This is a genomic window from Aeromicrobium phoceense (assembly GCF_013868155.1).
In the GTDB taxonomy this organism is placed as follows: Bacteria; Actinomycetota; Actinomycetes; order Propionibacteriales; family Nocardioidaceae; genus Aeromicrobium; species Aeromicrobium phoceense.
Map to the genome: position 1 here is coordinate 757,773 of NZ_JACEOG010000001.1, position 15,220 is coordinate 772,992.

General features: G+C 70.3%; 18 protein-coding genes and 1 riboswitch. Of the genes, 6 read left to right on the forward strand and 12 right to left on the reverse strand.

Annotated features, from left to right (window positions below):
* Positions 1-54: 54 nt before the first annotated feature.
* The 6 genes from H1W00_RS03640 to H1W00_RS03665 form a co-directional block, all read right to left on the reverse strand.
* Positions 55-2,031: an ABC transporter ATP-binding protein gene (locus H1W00_RS03640; RefSeq protein ID WP_338072819.1), complete on the reverse strand. Its 1,977-nt coding sequence runs from the start codon at positions 2,029-2,031 to the stop codon at positions 55-57.
* 4 nt (positions 2,032-2,035) lie between these two features.
* Complete coding sequence (locus tag H1W00_RS03645) at positions 2,036-2,326, reverse strand: YbaY family lipoprotein (RefSeq protein WP_153302926.1); 291 nt, start codon at positions 2,324-2,326, stop codon at positions 2,036-2,038.
* A gap of 100 nt (positions 2,327-2,426) precedes the next feature.
* Entirely contained in the window at positions 2,427-2,843 is a 417-nt protein-coding gene (locus tag H1W00_RS03650; RefSeq protein WP_181753675.1) for a hypothetical protein, read from the reverse strand.
* Between the two features lie 144 nt (positions 2,844-2,987).
* A complete protein-coding gene (locus H1W00_RS03655; RefSeq protein ID WP_181753677.1) occupies positions 2,988-5,141 on the reverse strand; it encodes a heavy metal translocating P-type ATPase in 2,154 nt (717 codons plus the stop codon).
* The gene (locus tag H1W00_RS03660) at positions 5,141-5,368 is read right to left on the reverse strand and encodes a heavy-metal-associated domain-containing protein (RefSeq protein ID WP_181753679.1); all 228 of its coding nucleotides are present in this window, start codon (positions 5,366-5,368) and stop codon (positions 5,141-5,143) included. Before H1W00_RS03660 ends, H1W00_RS03655 begins: the two co-directional genes overlap by 1 nt.
* A gap of 5 nt (positions 5,369-5,373) precedes the next feature.
* Positions 5,374-5,667, reverse strand: a complete 294-nt coding sequence (locus tag H1W00_RS03665) for a metal-sensitive transcriptional regulator (protein ID WP_181753681.1) — start codon at positions 5,665-5,667, stop codon at positions 5,374-5,376.
* A 93-nt stretch (positions 5,668-5,760) separates the two neighbouring features.
* Here H1W00_RS03665 and H1W00_RS03670 point away from each other — a divergent pair, with 93 nt between their 5' ends.
* Together H1W00_RS03670 and serA are read left to right on the forward strand one after the other, a co-directional pair.
* Complete coding sequence (locus H1W00_RS03670) at positions 5,761-6,189, forward strand: PaaI family thioesterase (protein ID WP_181753683.1); 429 nt, start codon at positions 5,761-5,763, stop codon at positions 6,187-6,189.
* A gap of 53 nt (positions 6,190-6,242) precedes the next feature.
* A riboswitch (ZMP/ZTP riboswitch) is annotated at positions 6,243-6,330 on the forward strand.
* 51 nt (positions 6,331-6,381) lie between these two features.
* Positions 6,382-7,626: a phosphoglycerate dehydrogenase gene (gene serA, locus H1W00_RS03675; protein ID WP_241732814.1), complete on the forward strand. Its 1,245-nt coding sequence runs from the start codon at positions 6,382-6,384 to the stop codon at positions 7,624-7,626.
* Positions 7,627-7,725: 99 nt separating this feature from the next.
* Here the strand turns inward: serA and H1W00_RS03680 are convergent, their stop codons facing one another.
* The 5 genes from H1W00_RS03680 to H1W00_RS03700 all read right to left on the reverse strand — a co-directional run bounded on the left by H1W00_RS03680 (position 7,726) and on the right by H1W00_RS03700 (position 11,820).
* Complete coding sequence (locus H1W00_RS03680; RefSeq protein ID WP_181753684.1) at positions 7,726-8,511, reverse strand: Sir2 family NAD-dependent protein deacetylase; 786 nt, start codon at positions 8,509-8,511, stop codon at positions 7,726-7,728.
* The gene (locus H1W00_RS03685; RefSeq protein ID WP_181753686.1) at positions 8,508-8,687 is read right to left on the reverse strand and encodes a hypothetical protein; all 180 of its coding nucleotides are present in this window, start codon (positions 8,685-8,687) and stop codon (positions 8,508-8,510) included. The genes H1W00_RS03680 and H1W00_RS03685 overlap by 4 nt, the downstream gene beginning before the upstream one ends.
* Positions 8,688-8,758: 71 nt before the next feature.
* Entirely contained in the window at positions 8,759-9,283 is a 525-nt protein-coding gene (locus H1W00_RS03690; protein WP_181753688.1) for a DUF1697 domain-containing protein, read from the reverse strand.
* A gap of 105 nt (positions 9,284-9,388) precedes the next feature.
* Positions 9,389-11,410, reverse strand: coding sequence for an oxidoreductase (locus H1W00_RS03695; RefSeq protein WP_181753689.1), 2,022 nt, complete (start codon positions 11,408-11,410; stop codon positions 9,389-9,391).
* Positions 11,407-11,820: a nuclear transport factor 2 family protein gene (locus tag H1W00_RS03700; protein ID WP_181753691.1), complete on the reverse strand. Its 414-nt coding sequence runs from the start codon at positions 11,818-11,820 to the stop codon at positions 11,407-11,409. The genes H1W00_RS03695 and H1W00_RS03700 overlap by 4 nt, the downstream gene beginning before the upstream one ends.
* A gap of 33 nt (positions 11,821-11,853) precedes the next feature.
* Between H1W00_RS03700 and H1W00_RS03705 the strand changes: the two genes are divergently transcribed.
* Positions 11,854-12,081, forward strand: coding sequence for an SCO4848 family membrane protein (locus tag H1W00_RS03705; protein WP_181753692.1), 228 nt, complete (start codon positions 11,854-11,856; stop codon positions 12,079-12,081).
* On the opposite strand, the gene H1W00_RS03710 is transcribed toward H1W00_RS03705, so the two are convergent.
* A complete protein-coding gene (locus tag H1W00_RS03710; RefSeq protein WP_181753694.1) occupies positions 12,050-12,589 on the reverse strand; it encodes a PadR family transcriptional regulator in 540 nt (179 codons plus the stop codon). The genes H1W00_RS03705 and H1W00_RS03710 overlap by 32 nt on opposite strands.
* 94 nt (positions 12,590-12,683) lie before the next feature.
* Here H1W00_RS03710 and H1W00_RS03715 point away from each other — a divergent pair, with 94 nt between their 5' ends.
* Genes H1W00_RS03715 through H1W00_RS03725 form a run of 3 tightly spaced genes read left to right on the forward strand, consistent with a single transcriptional unit; the run spans position 12,684 to position 15,158 of the window.
* Entirely contained in the window at positions 12,684-13,559 is an 876-nt protein-coding gene (locus H1W00_RS03715; RefSeq protein ID WP_181753696.1) for an ABC transporter substrate-binding protein, read from the forward strand.
* Positions 13,560-13,563: 4 nt separating this feature from the next.
* A complete protein-coding gene (locus H1W00_RS03720; RefSeq protein WP_181753698.1) occupies positions 13,564-14,427 on the forward strand; it encodes an ABC transporter permease subunit in 864 nt (287 codons plus the stop codon).
* Positions 14,427-15,158, forward strand: a complete 732-nt coding sequence (locus H1W00_RS03725) for an amino acid ABC transporter ATP-binding protein (RefSeq protein ID WP_078699705.1) — start codon at positions 14,427-14,429, stop codon at positions 15,156-15,158. The genes H1W00_RS03720 and H1W00_RS03725 overlap by 1 nt, the downstream gene beginning before the upstream one ends.
* Positions 15,159-15,220 lie beyond the last annotated feature (62 nt).

Genomic DNA, 15,220 nt, shown 5'->3' on the forward strand with positions numbered 1-15,220 from the left:
AATTCTGGCAGTCCTCGCGGGCGGTGACCACGCCTTTGTCGCGTCCCCCTGGAATCAGAGGCAGACATCGGCGCGCAGGAACCCCACGGCTCCCACGGGATGCGGCGCATCCTGCGCGGGACGGCGCGTGGAGAACTGCTCGCGGTACAGCCGGCCGTACAGCCCGTCGGGGTCGTCGACGAGCTCGGCGTGGGTGCCCTGCTCCACGACGCGACCGTCGACGAGACCGAAGATCACGTCGGCGTTCTGGATCGTGCTGAGCCGGTGCGCGATGGCGAGCGTGGTGCGGCCGGAGGTGGCCCGCTCGAGCGCCTCCTGCACGAGCCGCTCGGTCTCGTTGTCGAGCGCGCTGGTGGCCTCGTCGAGGATGAGGATGCGCGGGTTCTTCAGCAGGACGCGGGCGATCGCGATGCGCTGCTTCTCGCCGCCGGAGAGCCGGTATCCGCGCTCGCCCGTGACGGTGTCGTAGCCGTCGGGGAAGCTCATGATCCGGTCGTGGATGTTGGCGTCGGTGGCGGCCGCGACGATCTCCTCGGGCGTGGCCCCCGGCTTGGCGTAGGCGATGTTCTCGCGGATCGTGCCGTGGAAGAGGTAGGGCTCCTGCGTCACCATGCCCACGCAGTCGGCCAACGACGACAGGCTGATGTCGCGCACGTCGATGCCGTCGATCAGCACCTGGCCGCGATCGACGTCGTAGAAGCGCGGGACCAGGTAGGTGGCGGTGGTCTTGCCCGAGCCCGAGGGGCCCACGATCGCCGCCAGCTGGCCGCCCTCGATCGTGAACGACAGGTCGGACAGGGCCCAGGCGTCCTCCTGCGCCGTGGACTCGGCGTCGATCGCGCCGGCGGAGTCGCCGAAGCGGTCCTTGGCGGTCTCGCCGGTGAGCGTCCGCGGCTCGGGGTAGCGGAACCACACGTCGCGGAACTCGATCGTGCCCTGCAGGTCGGCCGGGCTCACGTCGCGCGCACTGGGCCGGTCGACGATCGCGGGCTCCAGGTCGAGGTACTCGAAGATGCGGCGGAACAGCGCCAGCGACGTCTGCACGTCGAGCGAGACGCGCATGAGCTGCAGCAGCGGCATCTGCAGTCGGGCCTGCACCGTGGTGAACGCCACGAGGGTGCCCGCGGTCAGCGAGGCGGGATCGCCGGGGAGTCGCCCCGCGATGATGAAGCCGGCGAACAGGTAGATGATCGCCGGGGTGATGGCGAAGAAGGTCTGCACCGTGGCGAAGAACAGCCGGCCGGTCATCGCCTGCTCGACCTGCAGGCGGGTCTGCTCGAGGTTCGCCGTCCGGTAGCGCTCGGCCTCGGACTTGCTGCGGTTGAAGACCTTGGCGAGCAGGATCCCCGAGACGCTGAGCGACTCCTCGGTGATCGCGGTCATCTCCGAGAGGCTCTCCTGCGTGCGCCGCGCCAGCTGCTGGCGGCGCCGGCCGACCTTGAGCTGGAGCCACACGAACAGCGGCATGAGGATCAGCGTGAGGATCGTGAGCTCCCACGACAGGATCACCATCGAGATGAACGCCGCCGTGACCGTGACGGTGTTCTGCAGGATCGACGTGGCGGTGTCCGTGAGGACGGTGCGGACCCCGGCCACGTCGTTGGCCAGCCGCGACTGGATCGCGCCGGTCTTCGTGGTGGTGAAGAACGCCAGCTCCATCTTCTGCAGGTGCGCGAACAGCTCGCTGCGCAGGTCGGCCATCGCCGAGTTGCCGATCGTGGACGTCAGCCAGTTCTGGGCGATGTTGAGCATCGATGCCAGGATCGGCAGCGCGCACATGCCGGCGACGAGCCAGCCCAGCAGGCCGAGGTCGGGGCCTCCCTCGCCGAACAGCGCGTCGTCGAAGACCGCCTGGGTGAGGAACGGGACGATCGAGGTGAGCAGCGCCGCGAGCACGACGATGACCCCGACCGAGGCCATCTTGGCGCGGTAGGGGCGCAGCAGGGTGGCGATGCGCCGCAGCACCGGGCGGTTGTCCGCAGCGATCTCGGCATCGCTCAGGTGCGTGACGGACGGACCCGGTCGCGGCACGGCTTCAGTCCCCGATCCGTGTCAGGTCGACCGTGCCGAGGTCGGCCGGGACGAGCTCGAGGGTGCCCCAGCCGCCGACCTCGTTGCGCAGGAACGCCCACACGAACAGCTCGCTGGTGACGAGCTGCTCGTCGATGTCGAGGCTGAACTCCACGGGCACGCCGTCGGCCGGCAGGGCCGTGGCGGCGAGCACCTCGCCGTCGGCGTCGACGACCTTGACCGTGGCCACCCCGCCCGGGGGGAACGCGATCTTCTCGCGGACGGACAGGGAACCGGAGACGGTCAGCATCGACATGCGGCCAGCCTATGCCCGCGCCCCGACACCCGCCGCCGCCACCGACGACGACGCCGCGGAGTCCCCGAGGGGACTCCGCGGCGTCGGCGGGGCGTGCGGATCAGCCGCAGAGCTCGTCGAGCTTCTCGCCCTTCTTCTGGATGTCGGTGGAGAGCGTGCTCATCTCCTTGGACACCTCCTGCAGCTTCGTCGTGTCCTGGCCGGCGGCCTTGAGGTCGGCGAAGGCGCCCTCGAGCTTGTCGAACTCGGCCGAGAGCGCGGCGATGGCGTCCTTGACCTCCTGGTTGTCCAGCTTCTTCTGCGTCTTCTGCAGCGCGTCGCCCATCGAGGCGATCGTCTCGGTGGCCTTGTCGCTGTCGGTGGGGTCGATGCCGCTCAGGTCACCCATCGCGTCCTTGACCTCCTTCTCGGCCACCTTGCAGGCGTCCTCGACGGACTGGCCGCCACCGCCACAGGCGGTGAGCCCCAGGGACAGGACCACGGCGGCGAGTGCGGCGGCAGGCTTGCGAACGTTCATGTTTCCCCCTCGTCGGTGCGGCGCCGTCCCGATACGGTCACCGCGTTTCTCCCGGAATCGTGCCATGCGGAGGCCTCATCGGTCTGCGTGGGCCGCCGAAGACGGCGTCCGGCCCCCCGGAATCGGGGGGCCGGACGGACGCGATCAGTGACCGAAGCGGCGCAGTCGCAGCGAGTTGGTCACCACGAACACCGAGCTCGCCGCCATCGCGAAGCCGGCGATCATCGGGCTCAGGAAGCCCAGGGCGGCCAGCGGGATCGCGGCGACGTTGTACGCGAAGGCCCAGAACAGGTTGCCCTTGATCGTGCGCAGCGTGGCCCGCGAGAGCTCGACCGCGGTGACGGCCGTGGCCAGGTCGCCGTGCACGAGCGTGAGGTCGCTCGCGGCGATCGCCACGTCGGTACCGGTGCCCATCGCGATCCCGAGGTCGGCCCCGGCGAGTGCCGCGGCGTCGTTGACGCCGTCGCCGACCATCGCCACCACGCGACCCTGGTCCCGCAGATCGCGCACGACGTCGAGCTTGTCCTGCGGGGTCACCTCGGCGTGCACCCGGTCGATGCCGACCTCGGCCGCCACGGCCGTGGCCACGCGCTCGTTGTCGCCGGTCAGCAGGATCGGCTCGAGGCCCAGGCGCCGCAGGTCAGCGACGGCTTCGCGCGAGGACTCCTTCACCCGGTCGGCCACGGTGATCGTGCCGAGGACCTCGCCGTCGCGGGAGACCGCGATGACGGTGCCGGTGCGATCGGGCCGGTCCTCGGCGCCGATCCAGCCCGGGCGGCCCGCACGGACGACGTGGCCGTCGACCGTGCCCTCGACGCCCTGTCCTGCGTGGTTCCGGAACGCCGTCACGGGGAGGGGTTCTGCGAGCGCGGTGATCGCCCGCGCCACGGGATGCTCGGACGCGGCCTCCACCGACGCGGCCAGCCGGTGCAGCTCGTCGACATCCACGCCGGGGGCGGGGTCGACGTGCGCGACCGTCATCGTGCCGGTCGTGATGGTGCCGGTCTTGTCCAGCACGATCGTGTCGATCGCGCGGGTGGACTCCAGCACCTGCGGACCCTTGATGAGGATGCCGAGCTGGGCTCCTCGGCCCGTGCCCACCATCAGCGCGGTGGGCGTGGCCAGGCCGAGCGCACACGGGCAGGCGATGATCAGCACCGCCACGGCGGCCTCGAAGGCGCCGATGCCGGGCGCCACGAGCAGCCACACGAGCAGCGTGACGGCCGAGATCGCGATGACGCCGGGGACGAACCAGGCGGAGATGCGGTCGGCGAGCCGCTGCACCTCGGCCTTGCCCTCCTGGGCCTCCTCGACGAGCCGTGCCATCTGGGCCAGCTGGGTGTCCTGGCCGACCGCGGTGGCGCGCACGACGAGGCGTCCCGACTGGTTGACCGTGGCGCCCGTGACGGTGTCGCCCGTGGCGACGTCGATCGGGACGGACTCGCCGGTCAGCATCGACTCGTCCACGGCCGAGGCGCCGTCGACGACGTCACCGTCGGTGGCGATCTTCTCGCCGGGACGCACGACGAACGTGTCACCCGCGTGGAGCTGCTCGATCGGCACCTCGACCTCGCGGCCGTCGCGCAGGAGGGTGACCTGCTTGGCGCCGAGGTCCATCAGGGCGCGCAGGGCGGCGCTCGACCGGCCCTTCGCGGTGGCCTCGAGGTAGTGGCCGGCGAGGATGAACGTGGTCACGGCAGCAGCCGTCTCGAAGTAGTAGTGCCCGTGCTCCACGCCGTGGCCCGTGACGCCGATCCACAGCTGGACCAGCGACCAGGCGTACGCCGCCGTGACGCCCATGCTGATGAGCGTGTCCATCGTGGCCGCGCCGTGGCGCAGGTTGAGCACCGCCGACCAGTGGAACGGGTAGGCGCACCACAGCACGACGGGCGTCGTCAGCGCGAGCGCGACCCACGGCCACCCGGTGAACTGCAGGCCCGGGACCATCGAGATCGCCAGGACGGGCAGCGTGAGGATCGTGGCGACGATCAGGCGCTTGCGCATCGACTCGGCCGAGTGCAGGCCGCCGTGCGCGGCGTGTCCCTCGTGACCGGCGTGCGGGTCGTGGACCTGCGCCGTGTAGCCGGTCTTCTCCACGGTCTGGACCAGCTCGTCCGGGTCCACCGCGTGGTGCGCGTGGACGGTGGCCTTCTCGGTCGCGTAGTTGACCGTGGCCTCGACGCCGTCGAGCCGGTTCAGCTTCTTCTCGATGCGCGCGGCGCACGACGTGCAGCTCATGCCGCCGATGTCGAGCCGGTACGTGGTGGTCGGCTCGACCTCGGTCTCGTGCGTGGTCATCAGGCCATCGGCAGGTCGCGCGGACCCGCCAACGCGTAGCCTGCCTCGTCCACGGCGGCCGCGACCGCGGCGTCGTCGAGCGGGGCCGTGCTGGTCACGGTGACCGCACCGGAGGCGACGTCGACCGCGACGTCCTCGACGCCGGGCAGGGTCGAGATCTCCTCGGTGACGGAGGCGGCGCAGTGGCCGCAGGTCATGCCGGTGACGGTGTAGGTGGTGGTGCTCATCTTCCTCAACTCCTCACGAGACGCGCGATGGCGTCGGACGCTTCCTTGATCTTCAGGTCGGCCTCGGGGCCGCCCTTGGCGGCGGCATCGGCGACGCAGTGGGCCAGGTGCTCGTCGAGCAGCTTCAGCGCCACCGCCTCGAGTGCCTTGGTGGTCGCGCTGATCTGGGTCAGCACGTCGATGCAGTAGGTGTCGGACTCGACCATGCGGTTGATCCCGCGGACCTGGCCCTCGATGCGGGCCAGCCGCTTCAGGACGGCCGCCTTGTCGTCGGCGTATCCGGGATGTTCGTGGCTCATGTCTCGACCATACCCCTAGGGGGTACCCGTATCAAGTCCCTAACGGCCCACGCGGCGGACGAAGGCGGTGCGGCCTCATTTAGAGTCCCCTGCATGAGCGAAGTTCCCGGACTGGACGGAGTGCTCGGTGTCGAGCACGTCGAGCTGACCCCCGAGAAGGTGGTGGTGCGCTTCACCATCACCGACCGCCACCTGCAGCCCTTCGGCATCCCGCACGGCGGCATCTACTGCGCGGTGCACGAGTCGACCGCGAGCATGGCCGGCCAGATCTGGCTGGGCACGAAGGGGGTCGTCGTCGGCACCAACAACTCCACCGACTTCCTGCGCCAGGCGCGCAACGGCGACACCATCACCGTCACGGCGACGCCGATCCACCGCGGCCGTACGCAGCAGCTGTGGCACCTGGACTCGGTCAACCAGGACGGGAAGCTCATCGCGCAGGGCCAGGTGCGCCTGGCGAACCTCGACCAGGAGGTCCCGCCGGAGGCCGTGGAGGCGATGAAGGGCAACCTCGCGCCCTGAGTCCACGCTCCCGGACGTGATCGAGGGATCAGGCCCGAGCCGCTAGGATGGGGTGGTCCGCGCGCGACTGGCGTTGAGGTGGCTACCACCAGGGAGCCGTGGACAGCACGACTTACGGGACCGTTCGCCTGGGCCCCGCGTCAGCCCGATCGACCGCTGACCCGGAGGCCACACACGATGACGATGATGAGCATGAGCTTCGACGTTCACGAACCGATGACCACGATCGACGACCAGGACGTCAAGGTCCTGCTCCTCGAGAACATTCACGCCGACGGCGCGGACTTCCTGCGCAACAAGGGCTACCAGGTGGAGACGCGCAGTGCCGCGCTCACCGAGGACGAGCTCATCGAGGCCGTCAAGGGCGTCCACCTGCTCGGCATCCGCTCGACCACCTACATCACCGAGAAGGTCCTGGAGAACGCTCCCGACCTGCTCGCGATCGGCGCGTTCTGCATCGGCACGAACCAGATCGACCTCGCCGCCACCAAGCGCCACGGCGTCGCCGTCTTCAATGCGCCCTACTCCAACACGCGCAGCGTCGTCGAGCTGGCGATCGCCGAGATCATCTCGCTCGCCCGCCGCCTGCACGAGAAGTCCACCGCCATGCACGGCGGCGTGTGGAACAAGTCGGCCGCCGGCAGCCACGAGGTGCGCGGCCGCACGCTCGGCATCGTCGGCTACGGCAACATCGGCAGCCAGCTCTCGGTCATCGCCGAGGCGCTCGGCCTGTCGGTCGTGTTCTACGACATCGACGACAAGCTCGCGCTGGGCAACGCCAAGAAGTGCGCCACGATCGACGAGCTGCTCGCCATCTCGGACGTCGTCTCGCTGCACGTCGACGGCCGCCCCGGCAACGCGGGCCTGTTCGGCGACGAGCAGATGCGCGCGATGAAGCCGCGCTCGCTGTTCCTCAACCTGTCGCGCGGCATCGCCGTGGACACCTCGGCCCTGCGCCGCCACCTGGAGTCGGGCCACATCGCCGGCGCCGCCCTCGACGTGTTCCCCGTGGAGCCGAAGGCCCAGGGCGACCCGTTCGAGAGCGAGCTGCGCGGCGTGCCGAACGTGATCCTCACGCCGCACGTCGGTGGCTCCACCGAGGAGGCCCAGCAGGACATCGGCCGCTTCGTCGCGTCGAAGCTGCGCGCCTACGCCAAGGCCGGCACGACGAACCTGTCGGTCACGTTCCCCGAGCTGAACCTGCCGAGCGACCCGGCGCGCCACCGCCTCGCGCACGTGCACCACAACGCCCCGGGCGTGCTCGCCACGATCAACACGATCCTGGGCGACCACGGCGTGAACATCGAGGGCCAGCAGCTCGCCACCCGCGGCGAGCTGGGCTACGTCGTCACCGACGTCTCGGCCGAGGTCGGCGCCGACGTGCTCAAGGAGCTCGCCGCGCTGCCCGAGACCGTGCGCCTGCGTCAGCTCAGCTGACACCACCGGTGATCGAGTAGCTCGCGAGCGCAGCGAGCGGCGTATCGAGATCATGGCGAAGGGCCCGGTGCTAGTCCTAGCACCGGGCCCCGTCGCGTCTCAGCCCTCGCCGAGGCGCCGCAGGGTCTCGGCGACCCCGTCGTCGATCCGCACCGTGGCCAGCTCGTCGCCGCGGGTCGGGCCGCGGTTGATGATCACGATCTCCATGCCGTCCTTGGCCGCCCGGCGCACGAAGCGCAGGCCGCTCATCACCTGCAGCGACGAGCCCAGCACGACGAGCGCCGCCCCCTCGCGCCCCGCGCGCTCCACGAGCTCGAAGCAGTGGTTCACCTTCGGCTTGGGCACCGACTCGCCGAAGAACACCACGTCGGGCTTGAGCCGGCCGCCGCACTGGGTGCAGTCAGCCACGACGAAATCCGCGGTGTCCTCGAGGTCGACGTCGCCGTCGGGCGCGATCGTGACCTCCTGCTCGGTCCAGCCCGGGTTCAGCGCGTCGAGCCGCGCCTGCACCTCGGTCCGGCTCGTGACGTCGCCGCAGTCGAGGCAGATCACCCGGTCGAGCCGGCCGTGGAGGTCGACGACGTCGAGCGAGCCGGCCTTCTCGTGGAGGCCGTCCACGTTCTGGGTGATGAGCCCGACGAGCCGGTCCTGGCGCTCGGCGAGGAAGCGGTGGGTGAAGTTCGGCTCGGCGCCACCCATCCGGCTCCAGCCCAGGTGCGCCCTGGCCCAGTAGCGCTGGCGGTTCGCCGGCGAGGCGATGAAGTCCTGGAACGTCATCGGCTGCCGCGGCACCGACTCGGGGCCGCGGTAGTCGGGGATGCCGGAGTCGGTGCTGACGCCCGCGCCGGTGAGCACCAGCCACCGGCGCTCGAACCAGTCGCTCACCCGGCCCCCGGGCGGCGCCGCGCGCCGATGTCGAAGCGCTCGCTGAGACCGGTGCCGAGCGACGCGATCTCCGCCCGGAGGTCGCGCTTCATCGCCGCCAGGTAGCCGAGCAGGGCGACGGCGAACGCGGCGAACCCCACCAGGGTGATGGTCGACTCCAGGTCCATGACGGGCACTCCTCCAGTGTGACGGCTGCCGGTGACGATGTCAGCCCGCGACGGTGCCGCGCACCTGCTCGTCCACAGGCTCACACCGTCGCGAGGGTGACCAGCTTCTCGACGGTGTTGAGGTTGCGTCCGGTGCCGTGACTTCCGAGCGTCCGCAGGATCAGCGCGGGCGTCAGCTTCGTGTTCGCGACCCCGTCGGCGTAGCGGATGTGCAGGTCACGGCCGATCACCGCGAGCCGGTCGGGCAGGCCCTTCGACATCAGCGCCTCGACCTGCTGCTCCGTCGGGGGCTCGAGCAGGAAGTAGACGTGGTGCGCCTTGCGCTCGCCCTCGATCGGGAACGGGTGCGCCTCCAGCGCCGTCCGCAGCTCTTCGGGGGAGCGGCTGATCGCCTCGCGGAAGAACCCGAACCGCTCCTCGATCGCCCGCTCGAGGGCCCGGTCGAACGCCTCCGGCTCGTCGACGTCCACCAGCAGGTTCCCCGACGCGATGAACGTGGAGACGTCCCGCGCGCCGAGCTCCTGCGCGACCTCGCGCAGCTCCGCCATCGGCAGCTTCGCGCCGCCGACGTTCACCGCCCGCAGCAGCACCACTCGTCTGGCCATGTCCCCAGTGTGCTGCTCCGGAGCGACCGAACGAGGTTTCCTGTCACTTCCCGAGGTTCGCAACCCTCGTGAAGTGACGGATTCCCCGGTTAACCGGGGAAACCGTCAGAGCCGAGCCGCCAGCTCGGTGGCCTGCCGGATGGCGCGCTTGGCGTCGAGTTCGGCGGCGACGTCGGCGCCGCCGATGACGTGGACGGAGACGCCGGCGGCCCCGAGCGGCTCGACCAGGTCGCGCACCGACTCCTGGCCTGTGCACAGCACGATCGTGTCGGCGGCGATGAGGCGCGACTCGGGGGAGTCGCCGTCGGCGCCGATCGTCACGTGCAGTCCGTCGTCGTCGATGCGGTCGTACCGGACGCCCCCGACGAACTCGACGCCCGAGTCCTTGAGTGTCGTGCGGTGCACCCAGCCCGTGGTCTTGCCGAGGTCCTTGCCGAACGTCGTGGCCTTGCGCTGCAGTAGCGTCACGGCGCGTCTCGGCGGGGCCTCGGTCTTGGTGGCGAGGCCACCGCGCTCGACCTCCGGGTCGGTGACGCCCCAGCGGGACATCCAGTGCTCGAGCGACTCGCCGGACTCGTGCAGCAGGAACTCCGACACGTCGTAGCCGATGCCGCCGGCACCGAGGACGGCCACCCGCGCGCCGGCGACGGCCTGCTCACGGATCAGCTGCTGGTAGGTCACGACCGAAGGATGGTCGACACCCGGGATCGCGGGCACGCGCGGCTCGACGCCCGTCGCGATGACCACCTCGTCGAAGCCCTCCAGATCCTCGACGGAGGCCCACCGGTTCAGGTGCACCTTCACGCCGCGGCGCTCCAGCATCACCGAGTAGTAGCGAATCGTCTCGGCGAAGTCCTCCTTGCCGGGGATCTGCATCGCGAGGCGGAACTGGCCGCCGATCTCGGGCAGTGCCTCGAACAGCTCGACCTCGTGACCGCGCCCCGCGAGCTCGACGGCGGCCGCGAGCCCCGCCGGTCCCGCGCCGACGACGGCGATCCGCTTCGTGGACCGGGTGGGCAGCAGGACCAGCTCGGTCTCGTGCGCCGCCCGCGGGTTCAGCATGCAGGTGGCCCGCTGGTTCTTGAACGTGTGGTCCAGGCACGCCTGGTTGCAGGCGATGCACGTGATGATCTCGTCCGAGCGCCCGTCGGCAGCCTTGTTCACGAAGTCGGCGTCGGCGAGCAGCGGCCGCGCCATCGAGATCAGGTCGGCCTCGCCGGCGGCCAGGATCGCCTCGGCCTGCTCGGGGGTGTTGATGCGGTTGGATGCGACGACCGGCACCGAGACCTCGGCGCGCAGCTTCGCCGTGACCCACGTGAACGCGCCGCGCGGCACGCTCGTGACGATCGTCGGGATCCGTGCCTCGTGCCAGCCGATGCCGGTGTTGAGGATCGTGACCCCCTCGTCCTCGAGGGCCTTCGCGAGCGCGATGGTCTCCTCCCACGACTGCGCGTCGTCGACGAGGTCGAGCAGGCTGATCCGGTACTGGACGATGAAGTCGTCGCCGACGAGCTCGCGGGTGCGACGCACGATCTCCACCGGGAACCGCATGCGCTTCTCGGCGGACCCACCCCACGCGTCGGTGCGGGTGTTGGTGCGCGCCGCGAGGAACTGGTTGATCAGGTAGCCCTCGGAGCCCATGATCTCGACGCCGTCGTAGCCGGCGCGCTTCGCGAGGGCGGCCGACCGCGCGAAGTCGGTGACCGTGCGGTCGACCTCCTTCGTCGACATCGGGGACACCCGGAACGGCGTGATCGGCGACTTCACCGACGACACGCCCTTCTTGAACGGCGAGTAGCCGTAGCGGCCCGCGTGCAGGATCTGCAGCGCGATCTTGCCGTCGTGCTCGTGCACCGCATCGGTGACGAGACGGTGCTTTTCGGCGTGCCGCTTCCGCGACATCTCCGAGCCGAACGGCAGCAGCCAGCCGCGCCAGCTCGGCGCGAACCCGCCCGTGATCGACAGGGCGACGCCGCCCTTGGCGCGCTCGGCGAAGTAGGCCGCGAGCTTCGGGAGGTCCTTCGCGTGGTCCTCCAGGCCGGTGTGCATCGAGCCCATCACCACGCGATTGCGCAAGGTGGTGAACCCGAGGTCGAGCGGACTCAGCAGGTGCGGGAACTCGCTCACCGCTGCTGCTCCGCGAAGGCGGCGGCGTCGGCCTGGATCTGCGGGAACTGCGCGGCCATGGCCTCCATGAGGGCCGTGGCGCCCGACATCGGGCGGACCATCACGGTGAACTCGGTGATGAGGCCCTCGTCGTTCGTCGTGATGAAGTCGCAGCCGTTCACGGTGACGTCGCCGATCCTCGTCTCGAAGAGGAGTGCGCTGCGGTTCCCCTCCTCGATGGAGCCCACGTAGCGGAGGTCCTCGAAGACCCGCGCGACGCCGTTGAGGATCGCCGTGGTGATCGCCTTGCCGGGGTACGGCTTGTGGGCGACGGGGCTGCGGAACACGACGTCGTCGGCCAGCAGGTCCTCGACGCCGGCCAACGAGCCGGTGGCGATGCCGCGCTCGACGAGTTCTCGGAAGGCCTTCATGGGCGGGTTCCCTTCGGTGGGGACAATGGAGGGGTGATCGGAAAGCTCGCGTCCTGGCTGCTCATCGCGGCCGGCGTCTTCAACATCGTCATCTGGCCCCGCTTCTTCAAGGCGATCGTCGACGACGACCGCGCGTGGGGCGGGACGCGGTGGCAGGAGCCGACGTCGTTCTTCTGGGTGCACCTCGTGCTGATCGGCACGGCGATGACGCTGGGCGTGATCGTGCTCGTCATCGGGATCCGCGCGCTTCGAGGGCAGTGAGGATCTCGTCGCACCAGGCGATGCCCTGACGCTCGCCGAGGATGCCGCCGCGCAGCGCCAGCCATGAGCCGAGGTCCGGCCCGTCGAGTGCGGAGGGATCGGGGTAGAAGCGGGCCTCGCTGGCCTCGTACTCGGCCAGCCGCTCGGCATGGGCGGCGCGTCGGGCACGCGTGTCGGCGAGCACGGTGCGGGCGTCGCGGAAGGCGCGCAGCTTCACGGCGAAGTCGCTGCGCAGCGCCTCGCGCTCGGTCGGCTGGGCGGCCCACCGATCGAGCTCCGCGGCGCCGTCGGGCGTGATCGCGTAGGTCTTCTTGTCGGGTCGGCCGTCCTGCTCCTGCAGGGTGCTCTCGACCCAGCCGGCCTCCTGCATCCGCGCCAGCACCTTGTAGATCTGCTGGTGGCTGGCCGGCCAGAAGTAGCCGATGGAGGCGTCGAAGCGGCGGGCGAGGTCGTAGCCGCTGGCGGCGCGCTCGGTCAGCGACACCAGGATCGCGTGGTCGAGGGCCATGCGGGGAGCCTAGGGCTCGGCCGGACCATATGCAACGAGGTTCATACATATCCGCAGGACGAGACGGTGTCTCGTGCCCATTACGATGGGCACCATGAAGCGATCCCTGCTCGCCGTCCCCCTGGCGCTCATGCTCTCCGTCGCGGCCGGCTGCGCGCCGTCCGACGACTCCGACGACGCGAAGGCGTCCGAGTCCACCGCCTCCGCCTCCGCCGGCGGCGAGTGCGCCATCGACCAACTGCCGCTGACGACGTCCGGCAAGCTGACGATCGCCACCGACGACCCTGCGTTCGAGCCGTGGTTCACCGACAACGATCCCAGCAACGGCGAGGGCTTCGAGTCCGCCGTGGCCTACGCCGTGGCCGAGGAGATGGGCTTCACCCGCGACCAGGTGGCGTGGACGAAGGTCCCGTTCAACGTCTCCTACCAGCCGGGCAAGAAGGCCTTCGACTTCGACATCAACCAGATCTCGATCACGGCGGAGCGCCAGAACGCGGTCGACTTCAGCAAGCCGTACTACTCGGCCGCGCAGGCGATCATCGTCCGCAACGACTCCGAGTTCGCCGACGCCTCCAGCCTCGCCGACTTCCGCACCGCCAGCCTGGGCGCCCAGATCGGCACCACCTCGCTCAAGGCGATCGAGTCGCTCGAGACCGAGGACGCCCCGCTGGTCTACGACGACACCACCAAGGCGGCGCTCGCCCTGGCCAACGGCCAGGTCGACGGCATCGTGGCCGACCTGCCCAGCGCCTTCTACCTCGTCGCCGCCGAGCTCGAGGACGCCACGATCGCCGGCCAGTTCGAGTTCGACGGCGGTGAGCCCGAGCAGTTCGGCGTCCTGCTGCAGAAGGACAGCGAGCTGACCCCGTGCGTCGACCAGGCCGTCACCGCCCTCACCGAGGACGGCACGCTCGCCGACCTCGAGGAGAAGTGGCTGTCGGCGTCGCAGGACGTTCCCGTCCTGAAGTGACCCGGTGACCCACGACGCGGGGCTCGCGAGCCCTCCCCCTCCGTCCGCGCGGCAGCAGCAGCGCAACGCCTTCCGGCGTCGCCGCACGCTGCGCCGCGTGGTGGTGGGGACGATCTCGAGCCTCGTCGTCCTGGGCCTGCTGGCCTGGGTCGTCACGTCGGCACCGGGCTGGCCCCGCGTCCGCGAGACGTTCTTCAGCGGCTACCACGCCCGCGAGTCATTCCCCGCGATCCGTGACGCGTTCTGGCTGAACGTGCGGCTCTTCCTCACGGTCGAGCTGCTCGTGCTGCCGCTGGCGCTGCTCGTCGCGGTGGTCCGCGTGATCCCGGCGCCGGCGATGGCGCCCTTCAAGTTCCTCGCCGCTGCCTACACTGATGTGTTCCGTGGCATCCCCACGATCCTCGTCGTGATGCTGGTGGGCTTCGGCTTCCCGGCGCTCGGCCTGGCCGGGGTCCCCACCAGCCTGTTCTGGCTCGGCGTCATCGCCTTGACGCTGAGCTACGGCGCCTACGTGGCCGAGGTGATCCGGGCGGGCATCCTGTCGGTGCACCCCACGCAGTGGGCGGCCGGTCGCGCCCTCGGTCTGGGGTACGGCCAGACGCTGACGCGCGTGATCCTGCCGCAGGCCGTCCGCAACGTCACGCCGCCGCTGATGAACGACTTCGTGTCGCTGCAGAAGGACACCGCGCTGGTGTCGACGATCGGCCTGGTCGAGGCGCTCCGCGCGGCCTCGGTCTACCAGGCCACCACGTTCAACGTGACCTCGCTGTGCGTCGCCGCGCTGTTCTTCATCGTCGTGACGATCCCGCTGGCGCGGTTCACCGACTGGCTCACCATCCGTTCCATGCGTCGTCAGGGAGGCCAGTGATGCTGCGCGTCGAGGGAGTCCGCAAGTCGTTCGGCGACCACGTCGTGCTCGACGGGATCGACCTGACGGTCGGCCGCGGCGAGGTGGTGTGCCTCATCGGAGCGTCCGGGTCGGGCAAGTCCACCCTGCTGCGCTGCATCGACCTGCTCGAGCTGACCGACGACGGCGACATTTTCCTGGGCGACCTCGAGCTGACCGACCCGGCCATCGACGAGAACGCGGCCCGCGCGCGAATCGCGTTCGTGTTCCAGGCGTTCAACCTGTTCCCGCACCTCAGCGTCCTGCAGAACCTCGTGCTGGGACCGCGCCGCGTCAAGGGGGTCTCCCGGTCCCAGGCCACGCGGCGGGCCCACGAGCTGCTCGCGCGCGTCGGCCTCGACGCGAAGGCGGCGGCGTACCCGGACTCGCTCTCGGGTGGTCAGCAGCAGCGGGTCGCGCTGGCCCGGGCGATGGCGATGGACCCCGAGCTGCTGCTGCTCGACGAGGTCACGTCGGCGCTCGACCCGCTGCTCGTGGCCGAGGTGCTCGACGTCGTCCGCGAGCTCAAGGACGAGGGCCGAACGATCGTCATGGCGACGCACGAGATGGACTTCGCCCGCGAGTGCGCCGACCGGATCGTGTTCCTGGCCGAGGGCCGGATCGTCGAGTCCGGGCCGCCCGAGCAGCTGTTCACCGCGCCGCGCGACCCGCGCACCGCGGCCTTCCTGGCCCGCCACTCCGGCGCCCGCTGACGGATCACCGGCCAGGCCGGTGGTCGAGTAGCTCGCGAGGAACGAGCGGCGTATCGAGACCA

Excerpts from the sequence above, each read along its gene's own strand:
- serA (WP_241732814.1), top strand. The coding sequence starts at position 6,382 with ATGAGCTTCGACGTTCACGAACCGATGACCACGATCGACGACCAGGAC.
- H1W00_RS03650 (WP_181753675.1), bottom strand. The coding sequence starts at position 2,843 with ATGAACGTTCGCAAGCCTGCCGCCGCACTCGCCGCCGTGGTCCTGTCC.
- H1W00_RS03690 (WP_181753688.1), bottom strand. The coding sequence starts at position 9,283 with ATGGCCAGACGAGTGGTGCTGCTGCGGGCGGTGAACGTCGGCGGCGCG.
- H1W00_RS03670 (WP_181753683.1), top strand. The coding sequence starts at position 5,761 with ATGAGCGAAGTTCCCGGACTGGACGGAGTGCTCGGTGTCGAGCACGTC.
- H1W00_RS03645 (WP_153302926.1), bottom strand. The coding sequence starts at position 2,326 with ATGTCGATGCTGACCGTCTCCGGTTCCCTGTCCGTCCGCGAGAAGATC.
- H1W00_RS03655 (WP_181753677.1), bottom strand. The coding sequence starts at position 5,141 with ATGACCACGCACGAGACCGAGGTCGAGCCGACCACCACGTACCGGCTC.
- H1W00_RS03660 (WP_181753679.1), bottom strand. The coding sequence starts at position 5,368 with ATGAGCACCACCACCTACACCGTCACCGGCATGACCTGCGGCCACTGC.
- H1W00_RS03665 (WP_181753681.1), bottom strand. The coding sequence starts at position 5,667 with ATGAGCCACGAACATCCCGGATACGCCGACGACAAGGCGGCCGTCCTG.
- H1W00_RS03725 (WP_078699705.1), top strand. The coding sequence starts at position 14,427 with ATGCTGCGCGTCGAGGGAGTCCGCAAGTCGTTCGGCGACCACGTCGTG.
- H1W00_RS03700 (WP_181753691.1), bottom strand. The coding sequence starts at position 11,820 with ATGAAGGCCTTCCGAGAACTCGTCGAGCGCGGCATCGCCACCGGCTCG.
- H1W00_RS03715 (WP_181753696.1), top strand. The coding sequence starts at position 12,684 with ATGAAGCGATCCCTGCTCGCCGTCCCCCTGGCGCTCATGCTCTCCGTC.
- H1W00_RS03710 (WP_181753694.1), bottom strand. The coding sequence starts at position 12,589 with ATGGCCCTCGACCACGCGATCCTGGTGTCGCTGACCGAGCGCGCCGCC.